Annotated in this window: 18 protein-coding genes and 3 pseudogenes; 13 read left to right on the top strand and 8 right to left on the bottom strand. The window is 31.8% G+C overall.

What is annotated here, in order from left to right; translation table 11 throughout:
- Positions 1-248: 248 nt before the first annotated feature.
- The 7 genes and pseudogenes from NIL_RS07600 to NIL_RS07570 all read left to right on the top strand — a co-directional run bounded on the left by NIL_RS07600 (position 249) and on the right by NIL_RS07570 (position 7,625).
- On the top strand, positions 249-1,196 hold the full coding sequence (locus tag NIL_RS07600) for an AAA family ATPase (RefSeq protein WP_187647192.1): 948 nt from the start codon (positions 249-251) through the stop codon (positions 1,194-1,196).
- Positions 1,197-1,356: 160 nt separating this feature from the next.
- Positions 1,357-2,193, top strand: coding sequence for a DUF58 domain-containing protein (locus NIL_RS07595; protein WP_197972067.1), 837 nt, complete (start codon positions 1,357-1,359; stop codon positions 2,191-2,193).
- Complete coding sequence (locus NIL_RS07590; protein ID WP_187647190.1) at positions 2,186-2,566, top strand: hypothetical protein; 381 nt, start codon at positions 2,186-2,188, stop codon at positions 2,564-2,566. The genes NIL_RS07595 and NIL_RS07590 overlap by 8 nt, the downstream gene beginning before the upstream one ends.
- Positions 2,559-3,476 (top strand): vWA domain-containing protein, encoded by a 918-nt coding sequence (locus NIL_RS07585; RefSeq protein WP_187647189.1) that lies wholly within the window; start codon positions 2,559-2,561, stop codon positions 3,474-3,476. The genes NIL_RS07590 and NIL_RS07585 overlap by 8 nt, the downstream gene beginning before the upstream one ends.
- Positions 3,477-5,132, top strand: a complete 1,656-nt coding sequence (locus NIL_RS07580) for a VWA domain-containing protein (protein WP_187647188.1) — start codon at positions 3,477-3,479, stop codon at positions 5,130-5,132. It abuts the gene before it with no gap.
- Positions 5,116-6,306: a BatD family protein gene (locus NIL_RS07575; protein ID WP_187647187.1), complete on the top strand. Its 1,191-nt coding sequence runs from the start codon at positions 5,116-5,118 to the stop codon at positions 6,304-6,306. The genes NIL_RS07580 and NIL_RS07575 overlap by 17 nt, the downstream gene beginning before the upstream one ends.
- Positions 6,307-6,391: 85 nt before the next feature.
- Positions 6,392-7,625: pseudogene (locus NIL_RS07570) on the top strand (IS256 family transposase).
- Here NIL_RS07570 and NIL_RS07565 read toward each other — a convergent pair.
- Positions 7,620-7,901, bottom strand: a pseudogene (locus tag NIL_RS07565) (prephenate dehydrogenase dimerization domain-containing protein); the annotation flags it as partial. The pseudogenes NIL_RS07570 and NIL_RS07565 sit on opposite strands and share 6 nt — an antisense overlap.
- Before the next feature lie 119 nt (positions 7,902-8,020).
- Between NIL_RS07565 and NIL_RS11210 the strand changes: the two are divergent.
- Both NIL_RS11210 and NIL_RS07550 read left to right on the top strand, forming a co-directional pair.
- Positions 8,021-9,645 (top strand): annotated as a pseudogene (locus NIL_RS11210) (IS1634 family transposase).
- A gap of 112 nt (positions 9,646-9,757) precedes the next feature.
- Positions 9,758-9,931, top strand: coding sequence for a hypothetical protein (locus NIL_RS07550; protein ID WP_187647185.1), 174 nt, complete (start codon positions 9,758-9,760; stop codon positions 9,929-9,931).
- Here the strand turns inward: NIL_RS07550 and NIL_RS07545 are convergent.
- Positions 9,923-10,834, bottom strand: coding sequence for a methylenetetrahydrofolate reductase (locus tag NIL_RS07545; RefSeq protein ID WP_187647184.1), 912 nt, complete (start codon positions 10,832-10,834; stop codon positions 9,923-9,925). The genes NIL_RS07550 and NIL_RS07545 overlap by 9 nt on opposite strands.
- 405 nt (positions 10,835-11,239) lie before the next feature.
- Here NIL_RS07545 and serB point away from each other — a divergent pair, with 405 nt between their 5' ends.
- A complete protein-coding gene (gene serB, locus NIL_RS07540; protein ID WP_187647183.1) occupies positions 11,240-11,860 on the top strand; it encodes a phosphoserine phosphatase SerB in 621 nt (206 codons plus the stop codon).
- Between the two features lie 19 nt (positions 11,861-11,879).
- Here serB and NIL_RS07535 read toward each other — a convergent pair whose 3' ends face one another.
- On the bottom strand, positions 11,880-13,625 hold the full coding sequence (locus tag NIL_RS07535; RefSeq protein WP_187647182.1) for a putative bifunctional diguanylate cyclase/phosphodiesterase: 1,746 nt from the start codon (positions 13,623-13,625) through the stop codon (positions 11,880-11,882).
- 82 nt (positions 13,626-13,707) lie between these two features.
- A complete protein-coding gene (locus NIL_RS07530; RefSeq protein ID WP_187647181.1) occupies positions 13,708-13,938 on the bottom strand; it encodes a hypothetical protein in 231 nt (76 codons plus the stop codon).
- Positions 13,939-14,073: 135 nt separating this feature from the next.
- Between NIL_RS07530 and NIL_RS07525 the strand changes: the two genes are divergently transcribed.
- Genes NIL_RS07525 through NIL_RS07515 form a run of 3 tightly spaced genes read left to right on the top strand, consistent with a single transcriptional unit; the run spans position 14,074 to position 17,428 of the window.
- On the top strand, positions 14,074-14,286 hold the full coding sequence (locus NIL_RS07525) for an OadG family protein (protein WP_187647180.1): 213 nt from the start codon (positions 14,074-14,076) through the stop codon (positions 14,284-14,286).
- Between the two features lie 12 nt (positions 14,287-14,298).
- Positions 14,299-16,095 carry a biotin/lipoyl-containing protein gene (locus tag NIL_RS07520; protein ID WP_187647179.1) on the top strand — a complete coding sequence of 599 codons (1,797 nt, stop codon included), beginning with the start codon at positions 14,299-14,301 and terminating at the stop codon, positions 16,093-16,095.
- A gap of 4 nt (positions 16,096-16,099) precedes the next feature.
- Complete coding sequence (locus NIL_RS07515; protein WP_216629255.1) at positions 16,100-17,428, top strand: sodium ion-translocating decarboxylase subunit beta; 1,329 nt, start codon at positions 16,100-16,102, stop codon at positions 17,426-17,428.
- Between the two features lie 55 nt (positions 17,429-17,483).
- Here NIL_RS07515 and NIL_RS07510 read toward each other — a convergent pair whose 3' ends face one another.
- The 4 genes from NIL_RS07510 to nspC all read right to left on the bottom strand — a co-directional run bounded on the left by NIL_RS07510 (position 17,484) and on the right by nspC (position 20,233).
- Positions 17,484-17,846 (bottom strand): hypothetical protein, encoded by a 363-nt coding sequence (locus NIL_RS07510; protein ID WP_187647178.1) that lies wholly within the window; start codon positions 17,844-17,846, stop codon positions 17,484-17,486.
- A 123-nt stretch (positions 17,847-17,969) separates the two neighbouring features.
- Complete coding sequence (locus NIL_RS07505) at positions 17,970-18,281, bottom strand: hypothetical protein (protein ID WP_187647177.1); 312 nt, start codon at positions 18,279-18,281, stop codon at positions 17,970-17,972.
- Positions 18,278-19,063, bottom strand: coding sequence for an alpha/beta hydrolase (locus NIL_RS07500; RefSeq protein ID WP_187647176.1), 786 nt, complete (start codon positions 19,061-19,063; stop codon positions 18,278-18,280). Before NIL_RS07500 ends, NIL_RS07505 begins: the two co-directional genes overlap by 4 nt.
- Positions 19,064-19,072: 9 nt before the next feature.
- Entirely contained in the window at positions 19,073-20,233 is a 1,161-nt protein-coding gene (nspC, locus tag NIL_RS07495; RefSeq protein ID WP_246434423.1) for a carboxynorspermidine decarboxylase, read from the bottom strand.
- Between the last annotated feature and the right edge of the window lie 248 nt (positions 20,234-20,481).

Raw genomic sequence — 20,481 nt, 5'->3', positions numbered from 1 at the left:
TATATACTTATATAAAAAGTTTTTCAGAATCTTGAAGGCTTCTGTCTTGGATAAACTTTTTTAACTCGTCAACATTTTTACAAACGGTGTTATGAACGTTCATTTTTTATCCAGTTTTTTCTTTGAGTTATAACTATATCAAAATAAAAAATAATTAAACTTAATTACGCACAACTTTAATAATTGTAGTAAATTTGTTTATAAATAGATTTACTTTATAATCGAAATAAAATTGTTAGGAAATTGATATGAGAAAGATTATAGATAGAATCAAAAAAGAGATCAAAAAAATAGTAGTTGGTCAGGAAAAGATGATAGATGGACTGTTGATCGGTCTTTTATGTGATGGGCATATTCTTTTAGAGGGTGTTCCAGGACTTGCCAAGACAACTACTATAAATGCTCTTTCAAAGACTTTGGGACTTGAATTTAAAAGAGTACAGTTTACTCCGGATCTTTTGCCAAATGACATAATAGGTACTGAGATATATGATCCTGTTAAAAACGAGTTTAAGATTAAAAAAGGTCCGGTGTTTACAAATCTGCTGTTGGCGGATGAGATTAACAGAGCTCCCGCAAAGGTGCAGTCTGCTTTATTGGAAGTTATGCAAGAAAGACAAGTAACTATAGGTGAAAATACTTTTTTTATAGATGGGCCTTTTTTGGTTATGGCTACCCAAAACCCTGTTGAATCAGAAGGAGCTTATAATCTTCCAGAAGCGCAGCTTGATAGGTTTATGCTAAAACTTGTAGTAGGATATAACACTAAAGAAGAGGAACTTGAAATAGCAAGAAGAGTTGCAAACAATACTTTTGAAAATATAGAGAAGGTTGCTACTAAAGAGGATTTAGAGAATTTAAAAAAAGAGGTAAAAAATATTCATATAGATAAAGAGATAGAAGAGTACATAGTAGATCTGATTTTCGCAACTAGAAAACCTGAAAATTATTCGTTGGAGTCTATTAAAGATTATATCGAGTTTGGTGCAAGTCCTAGGGCAACTATAGATATGTATAAGGCTTGTAGAGCTTTGGCATATCTAAGAGGAAAAGACTATGTTTCTCCGCTTGAGATAGCATATATTGCAAAAGAGGTATTAAGACATAGAATAATTTTGAGTTATGAAGCTGAGGCAGAAGAGATAAGTGCAGATTTTATTATCGAGAAGATTTTAGAAAAAGTTCCTATTCCATAGTTTATTAGGTGAGTGGGTGAGTAAGTAAGGTGGTAAGTTTGAAATTTCAAGTTTTAATGAGGAAGGATGAAGAGTGAAGGGGTAAGTAAGAAAGTGAGAGAGTGAGAAGGGCGAAGCGGCCAATGTCCAATGTCCAATGTCTGTTACTGAAAGGAATTTTTTGGAGAAAAAGATAAAAAAGATTTTAATAAAAGCTAGACGTCAAGTATTTAGCGAAGTTGCCGGCAACAATCCCTCTATTTTTAAGGGAGAGGGGTTTGATTTTGTAGAACTTAGAGAGTACAATCAAGGCGATGATGTAAAAAAGATTGATTGGCTTATAACGGCCAAACTTCAAAAGCCTTACGTTAAGGTTTTTAAGCAGGAGCGCGAACTAAATGTAGTACTGGGTTTAATGCTAAATGGTAGTTTCTTTTTTGGTTCTAAAAGATTTAAAAAGGATTTGGCAGCAGAGATAGCAGCAATCTTAGGATTTTCAGCTATAAAAAATCAAGATAGTTTTAGTTATTTTATATTTGCAGATAGAATTTACAACTTTATAAAACCTACAAAAAATATTCATGCCGTTAGTAGGATGTGCGAAGAGATTGAGAGGTTTGATCCTTTAGGAAAAAAGGCTGATTTTAATGTTCTGACTAACAGACTCTATAAGATAAGGAGAAAATCACTTGTTTTTATAATCAGCGATTTTTTGAGCGACTTTGATTTTAGAGTTTTATCTAAAAAGCATGAGGTGGTTGCGATTATCCTTAGAGATAGATTGGAAGAGGAGCCTTTGGAAGCAGGTTTTATAAATCTGATAGACCCGGAAGAGAAAAGTAGTGCAGTGTTAGATCTTGATAGAGGAACTAAAAAAGAGTATATGAAAGAGATTAAGAGAAAAGATCATTTTATGTATGAGCATTTTAGGAAAAATAGAATCAGATTTATAAAAATTTATACAGATGAAGAGCCTTTTGTAAAACTTATGAAACTTTTTGGACAAAGATATGGATAGATTAAAAGATATTAAGCCTCTTGTTGAGATTTCTGATTTCTCTTTTTATGCTTATATTATTGTTATCTTTTTATCTTTTCTTATGTTTTTTATACTTTTTTATAAGTTAATAAAAATTTTTACAAAAAAGAGAGTAGATAAAAGAAAAGAGATGATAGCAATTTTAAAAAATATAGATCTAGAAGATTCAAAAAGAGCCGCATATACCATAACTAAACTGGGTAGAGAACTTGTTTGGGATGATAGAAGTTTTAAGATATTTGAAGAGCTTTTAAGAAGATTGCAAAGATATAAATATAAAAAAGAGGTTTCAAAACTTGATGATGAAGTTAAAAGATATTTAAAACTTTTTTTAGAGACGGTAGATGAGTAGTTTCGGATTTGAATATCCTTGGATTTTGATTTTGATTCCTATTATAATTTTTTGTGCCCTCAAATGTAAAGCGAAAGAGAGTGCGCTGATTTTTCCTCATCTTAAACTTTTAAAAAAAGCAGGGAGTAAAAAGAGTTTTTTAGTGGAGTTTTTAAAATACTCTTCTATTTTTTTGCTTGTTGTCTCACTTGCAGGACCGATTAGATTTGATAGCAGCGTTAGCGTTAAAAATATTGGATACGATATTGCTTTGGCGGTTGATGCTAGTGGCTCTATGAAAGAGAGAGGGTTTGACGAAGAGGATTTTTTAAAGGATAAATTTACAGTCGTGAAAGAGCTCTTAAAAGATTTTATTTCAAAAAGAGAGCGTGATAATATCGCTTTAGTAGTTTTTGGAACATTTGCATATACCGCTTCTCCTCTTACTTTTGATAAAGATGTCCTAAAAAAGATAATAGACTATCTTCAAATAGGGATAGTCGGTCAAAAAACGGCTATTTTGGATGCGATAGCTCAAGGGATCTCTCTTTTAAAAAAAGCAGAGGCAAAATCGAAAATATTGATCTTATTGACTGACGGCATCGATACGGCAAGTAAAATTCCGTTAGATGTAATTTTAAAAATGGCTAAAAAACATAAAATAAAAATTTATACGATAGGTATAGGAGATAAGGAAAATATAAATATACCTCTTTTGAAAAAAATTGCAAAAGAGACAAAGGGAGATTTCTTTTTTGCAAAAAATGCTTCTGCTTTGAAAGAGGTATACAATAAGATAGAGAGTCTGGAGAAATCAGAAATAAAGGGTGCTCAATTTGTCAAAAAGGATCAACTATATATCTATACCTTGTTTTTGTCTGTTTTAATGCTTCTTGTATATATCTATTTTTATGGAAGGCGTGGAGTTTAGATGAAGATTTTAAGTATTGAATTTATTTATCTCATGCTGATTCCTTCTTTAGTTTTGCTCTATTTGATCATTACTAACAAAAGCGAATTGGATAGGATTTTCGATAAAGAAGTTTTGAATAGATTAAAAATAGATATGGGAATGGATAAAAATACTAGACTTTTTTTGCTTTTTTTAGCTCTATTTTTGATGATATTTGCACTTAGCAGGCCTGTTATTCAAAAAGGAGTTGTTGAGATAGAGAGTAAAAAAACTCCTGTAGTACTTGCACTTGATATATCCAAGTCAATGTTGGCTGAAGATCTGTTTCCAAACAGATTGGAGTTTGCAAAACGTAAAATGGAAGAGTTTATTAAAAAATCAAAAGATTTGGAGATTTCGCTCATAGCCTTTGCGAAAGATGCGTTTATAGTCTCTCCGTTAAGCAGCGATAAAGAGGCTATTTTGTTTTTACTGAAAAATATAGATACAACATCTATCACTCTACAAGGGACAAATTTTCTTTCTGCGTTGGAAACGGCCTCTATGCTTTTAGGAAAAGAGAGTATTAAAAATATGATTATTTTCACAGATGGAGGCGATAAAGAGGATTTTTCAAGAGAGATAAATTATGCAAAAAAAAGTGGTTTAAAGATTTTTATGTTGGCTTTTGGTAGTGAAAAAGGAGCCCCAATTCCAGAAGATGGCAGATATATAAAAGATAAAAATCAAAATATAGTGATAACAAAATTGAACAAAAATGTAGAGAGTCTTGCTTTAGAAACAGATGGAGAGTTTATTGTTGCTTCTAGTGGGGTACAAGATATTACAAAACTGTTAAATTCACTAAAAAATTATAAAAAAAAGATTGCGAAACAAAAAGTTACGCAGCAGATAGAGCTATATCCCTATTTTCTTGCAGTAGCGCTTTTTTTGCTGTTTATCGTCTTTTTTTCGATTCCTTCGAGGAAAAAAATAACTTATATTTTGTTAGTTTCATTTGTTTTAACTACAGATACGAAAGCGGATATATTTGATTTTAAAAATATAAAAAAAGCAAAAGAGCACTATGATAAAGAGAAATATGAAAAAGCTATAGAGTATTTTGAAAAAGTAGCAAAAAGTAAAAAGAGTTCACAAAGTTTTTACGATTTAGCCAATGCTTACTATAAATCTGGAAAATATGAAAAAGCAATCAAATACTATAATCTTGTTCAAACCCCCAATAAAAGACTTAGAAGATATGTGTTTCATAATTTGGGAAATTCATATTTTATGCTTAAAGATTATAAAAAAGCTATTGAATTTTATAAAAAAGCTTTAGCTATAGAGTATGATAAAGATACAGAGCATAATTTGGAACTTGCAAAAAAGATGTTAAAAAAGAGTAACCAAAAGGGCTCTAAAAAAGAGAACAAAAACAAAAAAAAGAATAATGAGAATAAAGAAGGTAGAGATAATAAAAAGAGCGATAAAGAGGGAAAAAGAAGTAAAAAGGGAGGTGATAAATCAAAAGAGAAAAAGAAAATTAAAGGCAATAAAAGTAAGAAAGATGAACCAATAAGCCAAAGAGAAGAGAAAAAGTGGTTGAAAATGATACAAAATATCCCGCAAAAAACTTTAATTTATAAAAATGAAACAAAAAATAGAGGAGATTTTAGTGAAAAACCTTGGTAGAATTTTTTTGATATTTATGATATCTACCTATTTCTCTTTTGCTGGGGATGGAATAAAGATTGAAAAAGTCAAGAAAAAAGAGAGTGATATTGAGTTTAAAATTTTTTCGGATAAGAAAGAGGCTTTTATAGGAGAACCTATAACTGTGACTTTAAGATTGAAAATAAAAAAGAGCCTAGAGATAGTTGACTATAGATTTTCTCCTCCTGTTTTTAATGATTTTTGGGTAAAAAGAGTTGATGAAGACAGTTCAGGAAAATATCTTTTAGATACGCCAAAATATTTAGTAAAAGAGTTAAAATATGTGGTTTTCCCGCAAAAAAACGGTGTTTTGAAAATAGGACATGCAATTATAAAAATAGCAACTCCCGATACCACTCAAGATCTTTTTGGTGTTGTTGTTACGGTTCCAAAATGGAGAAGTGTCAAATCAAATTTGGTAAATATTGTGGTTAAACCTTTGCCAAAAGATGTGAACTTGGTTGGAAATTTTGATATCAAAACTTACGTAGATAAAAAAGAGGCAAAAATAAACGAGCCCATAAATTTTACTATTGAGATTTTTGGAGAAGGTAATATTGAAAATTTTGACAAAATAGAACTAAATATCCCAGGAGCCACCGTATTTAGTGATATTCCAAAAAAAATGGAAAAGTTTAAAAATAAAAAATTAGAGGTTAAATTTATACAAAAATTTTCCATTGTTTCAGATAAAGATTTTATAATACCTTCTGTTGAAGTAGAGTATTTTGATTTAGATAGTAAAACAGTAAAAGTATTAAAAAGCAAAAAGATAAAGATAGATATCATAAATGGCCTAAAAAATGAAAAAAAATATAACAATAACAAAATTGTAAAACAGACAAAAAGTGAGTTTGATACAAAATATTTTCTATTAGGTTTTATAGCAGGGATTTTATTGACAGCTATGATATTTTTTGCATACATAATTTTTAAAAAAAGATCAATAAAAATTAGATTTTCAAGTAGTGAAAAAGAGCTTTTAAACAGAGTATTACCATATATCTCGCAAAATTATGAGCTTGAACTTTTTGCAAAAGAGCTTTATGAAAATATTTATGAAGGTAAAAAACATAAGATAGACAAAAAAAGATTAAATAAGCTTTTAAATGTTATTGAAAAAAAGAGGGAAGAAAAAGGGGATAAATTATAAAATCTTATGCAAAGTGGTGGCTGGGGAGCGTTAGAAATTTTGTGTCAATCCGATAGAATAAAATAATCTAAAGGAGAGACACAATATGGAAAACTTCGATTTGAATGAAGCTCTTGAGGCTATCAAGGCTGGAGCAAAAATAGATGGCAAAGATGGAGTACTTGCACCACTTATTAAACAACTCACAGAGGCTGCTTTAGAAGCAGAACTTGAATCACATCTAGCTAAAGAGATAAAAAACCGCAAAAATGGCAAATCTTCAAAAACAATGAAGAGTTCAGTTGGCGAGTTTGAACTAGTGGTTCCAAGAGATAGAAAAGGGACATTCGAACCTCAAATCGTTAAAAAGTATCAAACTTATATGAGCGATCAAATAGAGCAGAAAATACTATTACTCTATGCTCTTGGAAACTCCTATAGCCAGATAGCCCAGCATATTAAAGAACTTTATGGTATTGAATTTTCCAAAGCCACTATTAGTGCTGTTACAGATAAGATTATTCCAATGTTAAAAGAGTGGCAGCAAAGACCATTAGAGGCAGTATATCCTTTCATTTGGCTTGATGCAATACACTATAAAATCAAAGATAATGGTAAATATGTTAATAAAGCTGTTTATACTATTCTTGGAGTAAATTTGGAAGGCAAAAAAGAGATATTGGGACTTTATCTATCAGAGTCTGAAGGTGCCAATTTCTGGCTATCTATTTTAACAGATTTAAACAATAGAGGAGTCGAAGATATACTTATTATCAGTGGATGGACTCAAAGGGTTTTCAGAGGCTATCAATGCAATATTTCCTAAGACCGAAGTGCAACTTTGCATTATTCATCGTCCGAGCGAAGCGACAACCCCGCAGGCGAAGCCGAGGACAATAAGAAATTCCCTTAAATATGTAGCTTCTAAAGACTCCAAAGAGTTCATGAAAGACCTTAAAAAAGTGTATCAGGCAATATCCAAAGAGGCTGCCGAAACGGAATTGGATCGGCTTGAAGAGAAATGGGGCAAAAAATACCCCATTGTTATCAACTCGTGGAGGAATAAATGGGAAAATCTCTCTTATTATTTCAAATACCCTGAAGATATCCGTCGTATCGTCTATACTACAAATATCATAGAATCTGTCCATCGACAGTTTCGAAAACTTACTAAAACAAAAGGAGCGTTTCCCAATGAAAACAGCCTTTTAAAGCTGCTCTATCTTGGTATTCAGAATGCTCAAAAAAAGTGGACAATGCCAATTAGAAACTGGAGTCTTACTCTCTCCCAATTGGCTATATTTTTTGAAGGAAGACTCGAGAAAGCTCTCGAGCTATGATATAATCCTATGAACTATCGGTGACACAAAATTATGAACGGTCTCGGTGGCTGTTTTCATCCACTCTTTAAGCTCTTCCCAACTCTCTTCTTCTATAAGTTTTTGTGCATATTTGAGCTCTTTTTTGAAAACCTCAATGGATAGTAGAAGATTTTCTCTATTTTGTTTGAAAATATCCGTCCACATGTTTGGGGAACTTTTTGCAAGGCGGCTCATATCTCTAAAACCGCCTGCAGCAAGAATCAAGATACTTTTTGGATCTTCTTGCTTCCTGACTTTCGCGTTATCTCAGAAACGTCAAGATTCAAATTAGCAAATGCCCTAAAATAGGGGCTTTCATGGGACAAAAAAATAAAAAATGTGTGCCTCAAAGAGAAATAGGCTAAAATTTCTATATGGGCTTAAGAGTAAGAAAGAAGAAAAATAGAAGCGGAAGTGTTAGTATCGTTATTGTTGATAGGACTAATAGAGGGTATAAGGTTGTTGAAACTATAGGATGCAGTAAAGATGAAAATAAGATAGAGCAGTTATATCAACAGGCACTCCAAAGAATTGATGAATTAGAGCAAAATCTATTTACAACAATAGAAGATAGAAAAAAAGAGCAACTAAAGACTCTTCTTGCACAAATTACTAATGAGAGTTTTATACCAATAGGTGATGAACTTATATATGGGAAACTTTTTAAGCAGATTGGATGTAATAAGATATTTGATAAACTAAAAAATATTAGAAACAAACAACAAAAACTCTTTTTATTCAAATCACTTGTAATCTCAAGACTACTTTATCCAGGAAGTAAACTCTATTTGATAGATTATTTGTACTACTTCAAACGACAAGAGATAGAAAAGGATAGGATATATCGTTTTTTAGACAATCTCTATAGTGAAGAGATAAAACTGGAAATAGAGCGGTGTGTGTTTGAACATACTCTTAAAGTAGTTAAAAATCAGCTTATAGTGAGTTTTTATGATGTTACTACTTTGCACTTTGAGAGTGAAAGTGAAGATGATTTAAGACGAATTGGTTTTTCTAAAGAGGGAAAACTTAACCGTCCCCAATACAGCTTGGACTTCTAACAACAATTGAAGGATATCCATTAGCTTATGAAGTATATGAATGGAACAAATTTGAAGGACATACAATTATAGATGTATTGGAGAAATTTCAAAAAAAGTTTCTATTATCCCATAAGCCTATAGTTGTTGCTGATAGAGGGATGTTGAGTAATTGCAATCTTATAGAACTCTCCAAAGCTGGATACCAATATATTATTGCTGCACGAATAAAGAGTTTAAAAGATTCACTCAAAGAGAAAATTACAAATCTTGTTTTTCTTTCAGATATGGACACAAAAGAGATTTTATTGGATAAAGAACTTATTTGTAAAGAAAAGAATAAAATAAAAGATAAAGAGACTATAAAACAAAGATTAATTCTTTCATACTCTACACAAAGAGTAAAAAAAGATAGATATTTAAGAGAAAAAGCCTTTAAAAAACTAAAAGAGAAGATAGAAAAGTCAAATAATATCACAAAGTCCGATTTAAAACTCTCCCATTATGCAAAGTTTTTAGATTTGGATGAAAATTGTAAAATCGAGTTTAAACTTAATCTTGAGAAAGTAACTCAAGATGAAAAACTTGATGGAATCAAAGGATTCATTACTAATAATTTTTCACTCAAACATCAAGAAATTATAGAACATTATAAAAACCTTTGGCATATTGAAAAAGCGTTTCGTATCTCTAAAACAGATCTTAAAATCAGACCAATCTACCATTCAATAGCTCATAGAATAAAAGCTCATATCCTTATATCATTTGTTGCCTATGCAATCTATATGGAGTTTGAAAGAAAGCTCAAACAAAATAATGTTACTCTACCTTTTTCAAGAAAAATTTTAAGGGATATGATCAAACATATCTTTGCTATTGAACTTGATGATGAAACAATCCCTTTGAATCTATCCAAAATTCAACAGCAAATTTTCGATGCAATTTGCTCTGATTCATAAAAATCTTATTTGTGTGCCTTATCGAGAAAGTCAGGAAAAGATTCAAGAGTATAACTATTCTAAGAATCTATGCAAAAAAATAGAAAATTTTGAAAATATTATAAAAGAGAGAGTGAAAAATTATAAAAAAAATTATAAAGATGTAGATATGGTTATCGAGGGGCATTTCCATCAAAATGTAGAATTAGTCTTTGATAATTTAAGATATATTAACCTTCCCTCCTTTATTTGCGGAGGAAAATATGGTGTTTTTAAAGAAGGGAAGATTGTTATAAAGTCACTCTAGAATTTTTCTTGCCAGATCAAATTTGTTTGCCGTCATTATGTGTATTTTAGGATGAAAGTCCAAAATTTCGTTAAAAAGTTTTTTACTCATCTCAAATCCAACTTTAAACTCCTCCTCTTCACTTATTTTGTTGGCTTTATATAGTCTATCTATCCACTCCTTAGGGACGTTTATACCCGGAACGTGGGAGTGGAGAAACTGGGCAGTTCTAAGTCTGGTTATAGGAAAAAAACCTAAAATAAGTTCAGACTTTGCTTTTTCGTTGCTAAATGTTTCTCTAGTTTCGTAAAAAAGCTCTACTAACATTTTTGCATTATCTAGTGAAAAAACAGGTTGAGTAATAATCCCTAAAGCACCATGTTCTATCTTTTTTTGAAATTTTTTGATTAGAGTTTTTGGGTTTTTTGCATATGCATTGCTAACTGCAAAAGAGTATATCCTTTTTGGTTTTATCTTAAAAGGTTTTCCACTGTAATCTATGCCTGCGTTAAAACATTTGATAATGTCTAATAATAGAGTGCTATCTCCTTCGAAAACCCCTTTTGTATTTGGCTGATCGCTTATTTTAGCACTATCTCCCGTCAACGCCAAAATAGCTCTTACATCAAAATCGTTAGCGCCTAAAAGATCTGATTGGAGTGAAAGTTTGTTTCTATCTCTCATACTCATAGTGGCAATTACAGGTTTGTTGAATTTTTGCTGGAGTTTGATGGCTGCCATAATAGAGTTGTATTTAAGTCTTGCCAAAGGATTATCGGTTGTTGTAAAACCGTCTATTAGTTTATGAAGTGAATTTTCTTCTATCTTTTTAATTATAGGTTCAAAAGTTGGCAAATGTGCGGGGGTCGTTTCCAAAGTTATAAATCTTTTGTTTCTAAGTTTTTCAATGAAAAAATCAAACATTTTATCCTCTTGTTATGATTTTTGGGGTATTATAGCATAGTTAAATTATTGATTAGTTGACTTGTTGACTAACTAAATGGTTTTTGTTAAACATTATTAAATATTAAATTGAATGTTCCGAAAAATTACTAAATTTCGCTCAAACAAGTTGCAATTTTTACTTTTAGTAACGCATGAAAATTTTATTAAAAAGTGCGAACGCAAGCGCCCCTTTAGGGTTGAACGCACTTTTTTAGCCTAAAGGCTAGCATAAAATTTTCAAGCTAAAATTGCAAAGCTTTCGCTCAATTTATAATTTTTCAGAGGGTTCATTTATTTATCAATGATGAAAATTTATATGTTTTTTTATCGCTTAATGGCTAAATAATTAACATTTAACTATTTAACAGGCACTAAAGGAGTTTAATGAAACTTTGTGTTTTTGATTTTGATTCTACTTTAATGGATGGAGAAACTATTGATTTTTTGGCGGAGGCTTTGGGGCTTAAAGAGAAGGTTGCAGCCATAACAGAGATGGCTATGAAAGGGGAACTCGACTTCTTCGAATCTTTAACAACAAGAGTCAGACTTCTTGAGGGATTAGAAGTTGAAAAAGTAAATGAGATTTGCCATAATCTTCCTTTTATGCCAGGAGCCAAAGAGACAATAAAAGAATTGAAAAAAAGAGATTATAAAGTTGTGGTTTTTAGCGGAGGATTTAGAAACGCTACAAGTCATGCAAAAAAAATTCTTGGTTTTGATGCGGATTTTTCAAATGTTTTGCACTCAAAAGATGGATGTCTAACCGGCCTAGTAGGTGGAGATATGATGTTTGATTTTTCAAAAGGAGATATGCTTCAAAGATTGCAGCACTTACTAGGTATCTATAAAGAAGATACCGTAGTCGTAGGAGATGGAGCCAATGATAGAAGTATGTTTAAATACGCCGATAAAAGAGTGGCTTTTTGTGCTAAGGATATATTGAAAAAAGAGGCAAATATAATTATCGATAAAAAGGATTTAAGCGAGATATTAACATATATATAATAATGCAATTATCAAAAAGTTATACAATGCATGTTTTTGTAGAGAGATGTAAAAACATATCAAGCTCTTTTTCACTTAAAGGTTTTAATATATAATATCCTTGAGCTTGAGTGCATTTTAACTTTCTAATAAGATTTAGTTGCTCTTTATTTTCAATACCCTCCATTACTGTTTTAAACTTCAGCTGATGCGCTATCATAAAAATATTTTTTAAAATCAATCTGCTTTTTATATTTTCATAATTATCTATAAATGCCTTGTCTATTTTTATCTTATCTATAGGTAATTTTGATAAATAGTGTAAAGATGAATAACCTGTTCCAAAGTCATCTAAAGAGATACAAATTCCCAATTTATGAAAACTATTTAAAATATTTAATACATGCTTTTCATCTTCCGCAATAGCTGATTCGGTGATTTCAACTTCTAAGTATTTCGGGTCAATATCATATTTTTCTATAAGTTTTGAAAAAAGCTCAATAATTTTATAATCTTTTATCTGTTTTTGTGAAATATTAATTGCTAGTTTTATTAAAGGCTTATTCTCGATTTTTCTTTTGTAAAGAAACTTCATAGCGGCTTCTATCGTAAATTCTCCTATTTTTATAATGTCTCCTGTTTTTTCAGCTATCGGTATAAAAAGCGAAGGGGGTATATTTTTTGAATTAGACTGTTTCCATCTTATCAATACTTCCGCGGAATTAATCGTATCAGTTTCAATATTTAATTTTGGTTGAAAATATATTTCAAATTCTCTATTTTTGATCGCTTTTGGTAGATAACTTTTTATATATTCTATTTTTTCCACTTTTTCTTTCAATATGTCGGAAAAAATTACTAAAGGTAAATTTTTATTTTTTGCCTCTAAAAGAGCAAAGTTTGTATATTTGATCAAAGTTTCTTGGTCTTGAGCTAAATATGGGAAAAACGTCGCACCGATATTAATAGACAAAAAAACCTCATGTTCGTCAATCTTAAAGGAGTCAAGCTTTTGGATAACGTTTTTTAGAGAAAGTCTAAAGTTTTTTAAAGTTTTTATATTGTTGACAATAAGTGCAAATTTTGAATCCGAAATCCTAGCTATAAAAGTATCAGAGTTTAAATTTTGTTTTAAAATTTTCCCAAGTTTATCCAAAACTTTATTTGCATACTCTATACCTAAAAAATTTAAAATATTTTGATAATTATTTATCTCTATAAACATAAGCATAAAACTTTTATTATGTAGTTTACTTTTTATTATAGTAGTATGAAGTGTTTCCAAAAAAAGTTCATTATTAGGTAGATTAGTAACCGAATCTCTATATAGACTATTTTTTAAATTTTTTATATATCTTTCTTCTAAGCTCAATTCTTTTATAAAAAATATATAGAATCTATTTTTATATATTTTATATTTTATTTCTACTGAAAGAGAATCTCCATTATAGTATAAAACTGTTTTTAAAATTTTGTTTTCTGGCAACTCTTTTAAAACAAAGTCAAAAAATGGCTCTTTTATACCTTTTTTGCTCTCAATTTTTAAAAAGTTGTTTAAATTTGTGGAGTGGTTATTTTTAATAAGTTTGTTAAACTCATCATTATAAAAGAGTTGATTTCCGTTTTTATCGGTTATTATCAAGATATTGTTTAATTCATTTGTCACAAAATTAAAAAGTTCATCAATTTTTAATGAGCTTCTTTTAAAAGTAAAAAAAATAATGTATATGAGAATGGAAATTACAGTAAAAATAAGAATAATTTCTATCATATATATATTTGTCAACAACGCTCCAATTCCGTTTATTTTTTTATATTATAATAGTTAAGTGTTAACTATATGTTAACAATTTTTTAATGTACTACTATTACTCCGGTTTAATTCCTAAACAATTTATTGCGATCCCCCTAATCTTTCTAGCTTGATAGTCTAGTTTAAAAAACATATCAAACGCCTCTTTTGCATCTATTTGCCCACCATTTTCAAAATCGTAAGTTCCATCGCTTTTTTTTGGAATAAATCTATCAAAAAAGTCATACATTTGCATTCTCATCTCTTCATATTTTTTAAACTCTTTTATTGCCGCATCTTTATCCACAACTTCTCCTTTGTTTTTGAGTGAAATTTTATAAAAAAAAATATTTTTGTCAATAAACTTATAAATCAAAACATATTATAAGCAAAATTGACATAAAATATTGCAATTATTAATTTTACTCAAATGGAGCGCTCAATGATACTAGAATCAATCAAGTATATGATTTTAGGTATGGGTATAGTTTTTATCTTTCTATACCTTATGGTGGTAGTGCTTAATTGGCAGCACAAACTGGTGGAAAAATATTTTCCTGAAACTGAAGAAGGACCTAAAACTTCTTCTAGAAAAGATAGGCTTAAAAAAGTTGCAGCTATTACTGCGGCTATTCATCATACGAAAAATTCTTAAAAAGAGGTGGATATGAAGAAAAAGTACATAGATGTTATGGATACCACCTTCCGCGACGGTTTTCAGTCGGTTTTCGGCGGAAGAGTATTGATGAAAGATTTCTTACCTGCTTTAGATGCTGCAAAAGAGGCTGGTATAACCCATTTTGAGTTTGGAGGTGGAGCTAGATTTCAGAGCCTCTTTTTCTATTTGAGAGAAAATGCCTTCGATATGATGGATGCTTTTAGGGAAAAAGTAGGACCTGAGGCTAATTTGCAGATTCTTGCAAGAGGTATCAATACAGTTATGCTAGATACCGGTAGTCGTGAAATGATCGATCTTTTTGCCAAACTTTTTGCAAAACACGGCACTACAACCGTTAGAAACTTTGATGCGTTAAACGATGTTGATAACTTAGAGTATAGCGCACAGTGTATCGCTAAATACGGAATGAAGCATGAGGTAGTCATAACTATAATGGATCTACCTCCTGGTTGCGAAGGAGCCCATACCCCAGAGTTTTATGAAAAGACTTTAAGAGAGATATTGGATCGCGGGATACATTTTGACTCCTTAGCTTTTAAAGATGCCAGTGGTACTTCTAACCCTCAAAAAATTTATGAGACTATCAAAATGGCTAGAAAAATTCTAGGCAAAGATGTTCATATAAGACTCCATACACATGAAACTGCCGGTGTTAGTGTTGCTTGCTATCTTGCCGCACTAGAAGCAGGTGCTGACGGTATTGACCTTGCAGCCAGTCCAGTAAGCGGAGGAACTAGCCAGCCAGATATCATAACGATGCTCCATGCCGTAAAGGGAAAACCTTATGATTTAGGCGGTTTAGATATGGAGAAGGTTTTGGAGTATGAAGAGACGCTGAAAAAGTGTCTAGAAGAGTATTTTATACCGCCTGAGGCTACGCAAGTGAGTCCGCTTATACCTTTTTCTCCTATGCCTGGAGGAGCGCTTACTGCAAATACGCAGATGATGAGGGATAACAATATACTTCATAAATATCCTGAAGTAATTAAAGCTATGAGAGAGGTAGTCGAAAAGGGCGGATATGGAACGTCTGTAACACCTGTAAGTCAGTTTTACTGGCAGCAGGCTTTCAACAACGTAATGTTCGGTCCTTGGAAAAAGATTGCACCTGGATATGGGAAAATGGTTCTTGGATATTTTGGAAAAACCCCTGTAGAGCCTGACGCTGAAGTGGTAAAACTTGCAAGCGAGCAGTTAAATCTACCTCCAACTAAAGAGAATCCTCTAGATATTGCCGATAGAGATGAAACGAAATCTATTGCTTACTGGAAAAAGAAACTAGAAGATGAAAATATTGAAACTACAGAAGAGAATATTTTTATAGCCGCCTCTTGCGGAGATAAAGGAATAGCTTTCTTAAAAGGCGAAAGTCCGCTTATGATTAGAAAAAAAGAAGATGAGGAGAAAAAGAGTATGGGAAAAACTAACGGAATCTATACAGTAATAGTAGACGGAGAGAAGTTTACGGTTGAGGTTGCAGAGGGTAATGTTGAAGTAAAACCTCAAGCTGAAGCAGAAGTTAAAACTACTAAAAATGAAGAGCCTAAAGCAATGGCTGAATCGGCTCCTGGAATGACTGAAATCAAAGCAGCAGTTCCTGGTAATGTTTGGAAAATTTTAGTTAATCCGGGTGATAAAGTAAAAGCCGGAGATAAAATAATGATACTTGAGGCAATGAAAATGGAGATTGATATTCCGGCTCCAAAAGACGGTGTTATAGCTCATATAGCAGTAAGAGTAAATGACTCGGTACAAGAAGGTCAAGTATTAGCTACAATGGAGTAAGCAGATGAAAAAAAGATTATTAGGTTTTTTCTTAGCACTATTAGTAGTGATTATCCCTATAGGGGCTATAGCAACGGTCAAACATATAAACACTCAAGACAACACTCATGTAGAAAAAAATGAAGAGACGCACTCGAAAAGCATAACCGAACTGTTTGCGGGATTTTACAAACAGACCGGTATTTACGCTATCTTTAATCCGGAAGAAGGAGCAAAGAACGCACTTGGTGAAGAGATGAGTAAATTTCACCAAAGCTTTGGCCGTATCATAATGATAGGTATAGCCTTTTTACTCTTTTATCTGGCTATTGCAAAAGGTTTTGAGCCACTTTTACTTATCCCTATAGGTTTTGGTGGTCTTTTAGCAAATATCCCGTTAGCAAATATAATAGGCGATCACGGATTTATCGGAGAACTATATAAAGCGGGTATTGCAAATGAGCTTTTTCCTCTGTTAATATTTATGGGTGTAGGAGCGATGACGGACTTCGGGCCGCTTCTTGCTAACCCAAAACTAGCACTTCTTGGAGCTGCCGCACAGTTTGGAATCTTTGGAACGTTGGTAGGCGCGGTAGTTTTAAGTCAGATCGGTTTATTTGATTTTAGTTTACAAGATGCTGCCGCTATCTCAATCATAGGTGGTGCTGATGGACCTACCTCTATATTTATTGCAAGCAAACTTGCTCCTGACTTGCTTGGAGCAATCGCTGTTGCAGCGTATAGTTATATGGCGTTAGTTCCCGTTATTCAGCCTCCTATTATGAGGGCTTTGACTACTCCTGAAGAGAGAAAGATCAAGATGAAAACGGGAAGAAAAGTTAGAAAAATCGAAAAGATACTATTTCCGTTAACGGTATTGGTTTTAACAATACTGATACTACCGGAGTCTTCTCCACTTATAGGTGCTCTGACATTTGGTAACTTTGTTAGAGAATCAGGAGTTGTAGAGAGACTTTCTAAAACAATGCAAAATGAGCTTATCAATATAGTTACGATTTTCTTAGGTTTAGCGGTTGGTTCAAAACTTGCAGCTGAAAAATTCCTTGTTCCGGAAACTTTGGGTATATTAGCGCTAGGTTTGGTAGCGTTTGCTGTAGGAACTGCTGCTGGTGTAATAATGGGTAAAATAATGAATAAACTATCAAGCGAGCCTATCAATCCTCTTATCGGAGCAGCAGGAGTTAGTGCAGTTCCTATGGCGGCAAGAGTCGCCAATAAAGAGGGTATGAGAGAAGATCCTTCAAATGTTTTATTGATGCATGCTATGGGACCTAATGTGGCTGGAGTTATAGGTTCTGCAGTTGCTGCGGGTGTGCTTTTGTCAATATTTTAACAATATTTAATATATAAGTAGTGACGGGTTTTTACAACTCGTCACTTATTACTGATTACTCCTCACCGATAACTCTACTTTTATGTTTATCTTTTTGATAGCTTTTAACTCTTTTTAGTTTTCGAAGTCTATTTGCCTCATATAGAGTTTCTTGTTTTATCTCCTCTATTTTTTTATCAGAACTAGGTAGATTGGCTGTTTTTTCAACAAAATTTTCAAGTGAAGAGAGATACTCGCTCTTTAGAAGAACCTTTTTTATATCTTCCAAATTTTTAAAAATTTTATCTATGTACTTCTCAAACTCTTCTTTTGTTATACCTTCTTTATTTAAAAAATTTACCACTCTATTGGTAAACTTTTCCAATTCTCTTATATATTTGGCTCTTTCATATTTTTCCTGTCTCTTCTCACTTTTCAACTAAATCCTTTACACATATAATTTGTTATATTTTATCAAAATTGATTGTAACTTTTGATAGATATTATAAGTCAGTTTTGAAAAATGTAATTGAATAAATAATGAAAGAGTGATGATTTATATCTATCCTATAGGAGTTTTTTGGTAAAGTTGCAATCTTTGTATAATATCAAAGAGATTTTTTAATTCATCTTCAGTGAAAATCTTCTCTTTTTCATTTATTTTTAGCAATTTTTTCAAATCTTTTTCAACACTCTTTTTGTATGTATAACCTCCATTTAAAAGAGTTTTTAAAGCTTTTAAATCCTCGACTTTTTCAAGTTTATGTAAAAAAGGTTTTAAGTCAGAGTATAAGTCTATTAAAATATTAGATTGTTTTTTGTATGCGTAAGAAGCAATGGTTAAAAATATTACGATAAAAAATATTTTGTTCAAGCTAAGCCCCTTAACGTATCTAAAGCTTTCTTTAATATAGGTTTGAAATCTGGATGCATAAAAACTGCCATATGTGTTGTTCCTTTTAAAACCTCTTTAAATTGAAGGTTTTTTATCTCTTTTTTAAGATTATGAATGTTTTCTTTTGGTATCACTTCCTCATTTTCAACCTCTATTAAAGCTACGGGCACATGAACTTTTTTTATATACTCTATAGTTTCAAATCTATGTTTTAATATAGAAGAAATAGGTAAATATTTGTGTTTTTTCTTTGCTATTTCCAAGATGGAATCAAAAGGTGTTATCAAAACAAGACCCTTTATATCTCTTTTGCTTCCAAGGTATGTTGCTACGGAGCTTCCAAGACTTCTACCTACTAAATAGACATCTTTTTCTTTTGCAAAATTATCATAAATCTCCAAAGCATCTAAAAAAAGTGTTTCTTGAGAGGGTTTACCTTTAGAATTTGCAAATCCTCTATAGTTAAATACCAAAAAGTTATAATCATTAAACTCTTTTACGAGATTTAAAAAGTATAAAGCGTTGTTTGAATTTCCACCAAAATATATAACTAAGGGATTATATTCGGCATTGTTTACAAATGCTCCTTCCAAAGAAACACTGTCTGATGTGGTAAAAGTTATATTTTCTAGATTCTCTACATCCAAAAATATATTTTTAGGCGCTTTTTCAGGATGGAAAATCTTTTTATCTTGTTCATAATATAGTTTTAATACTATCGCTATATATAAAATAAAAATCGTTGCTGCTAGATATTCCAAAACTGTTCCTTAAGAGAGTCGATATTTAAAATCTTCATAGGTAAAACGTCTGACAACTTTAAGTTCTCCGCTCTTTTTTAAAACTGCCAAAGATGGGAGCCTGATACCGTTGAATGTACTGTTTTTTACAAAGGTGTAGTGGATCATATCTTCAAAGATTATCTTTTGTCCAATTTCTAATGGCTCATCAAAACTATAATCTCCGATGATATCGCCGGCTAGACAACTATTGCCGCCGAATCTGTAAGTATATGGCTTTTTAAAAGCTTTTGCCGCTCCTCTTACTTCGGGACGATATGGCATTGCAAGCACATCTGGCATATGAGCTTCAGCGGAGGTATCTAATATGGCTATATCCATTTCATTATGTACTATATCAACTACACTTGCTACCAAAGGACCTGTTTGCCAGCCTACAGCCTCTCCTGGTTCTAGATATACTTCCACTCCATATCTTGTTTTGAAATCTTTTATCAGATATATCAGTTTTTCAACATCATATCCATCTTTTGTGATATGGTGTCCACCTCCGAAATTTACCCATTTGCATTTTGGAATGTATTTACCAAATCTCTCCTCAAAAGCGTTTAAAACTCCTTCTAAAGCTTCGGCACTCTCCTCGCATAATGCGTGAAAATGAAGCCCTTCGATCTCTTCAAACTTCTCTTTCTCAAATTCGCTTTTTACAACTCCAAGCCGGCTAAAAACTCCACATGGATTATAAAGATCAACCGGGGCTGCAGAAAATTCTGGATTTACTCTTATGCCTATTGAAATATTGGGGTTTATCTTTTTGACTATCTTTTTATATCTTTTTAGTTGGTTAAATGAGTTAAAAACTATATGGTTCGAGATTTTAGCAATCTCTTCAATTTCGTCATCTTTAAAAGCAGGCGAATAGGTATGAGTCTCTTTACCTAGTTCTTCATAAGAGAGTTTTGCTTCCCAAAGTCCGCTGGCAGTTGCTCCGTCAAGATATTTTTTTACAAGATCAAAAGTGCTCCACATAGCAAAGCCTTTAAGAGCCAAAAGTATTTTGGCTCCGCTTTGCTCTTTTATATAACGCAATAATTTTAGATTCTCTTCTAACAGATGTTCTTCACATATATAGCATGGCGTATCAATTTTATCCAAAAATGCCTCTATTTTACTTACTCTTTTAATCTGCACTAAAAACTCCAATTTTTTTGGAAATGTTATCATAAAATTTAAGTAGTATAGAAAAAAAATATCTTTAACAGAATAAACTACAAGAACTTTAAGCAACACTGATAGTGTACACTAAAGTTCGCAATTTCACTTGAAGACTCTTTTTTAGATTTTGAAATCTTCAAAAGAGTTGGATAGACTTCCCAGTGAGGAATAAAGCAAGCAGGAGGAAACCAATCTAAAAGAAATAATAGCAAAAAAATAGATGA

It is taken from the genome of Nitrosophilus labii (assembly GCF_014466985.1).
In the GTDB taxonomy this organism is placed as follows: domain Bacteria; phylum Campylobacterota; class Campylobacteria; order Campylobacterales; family Nitratiruptoraceae; genus Nitrosophilus_A; species Nitrosophilus_A labii.
Note: the sequence above shows the minus strand (reverse complement) of the source record. Positions and strands in the feature narration are given on the sequence as shown.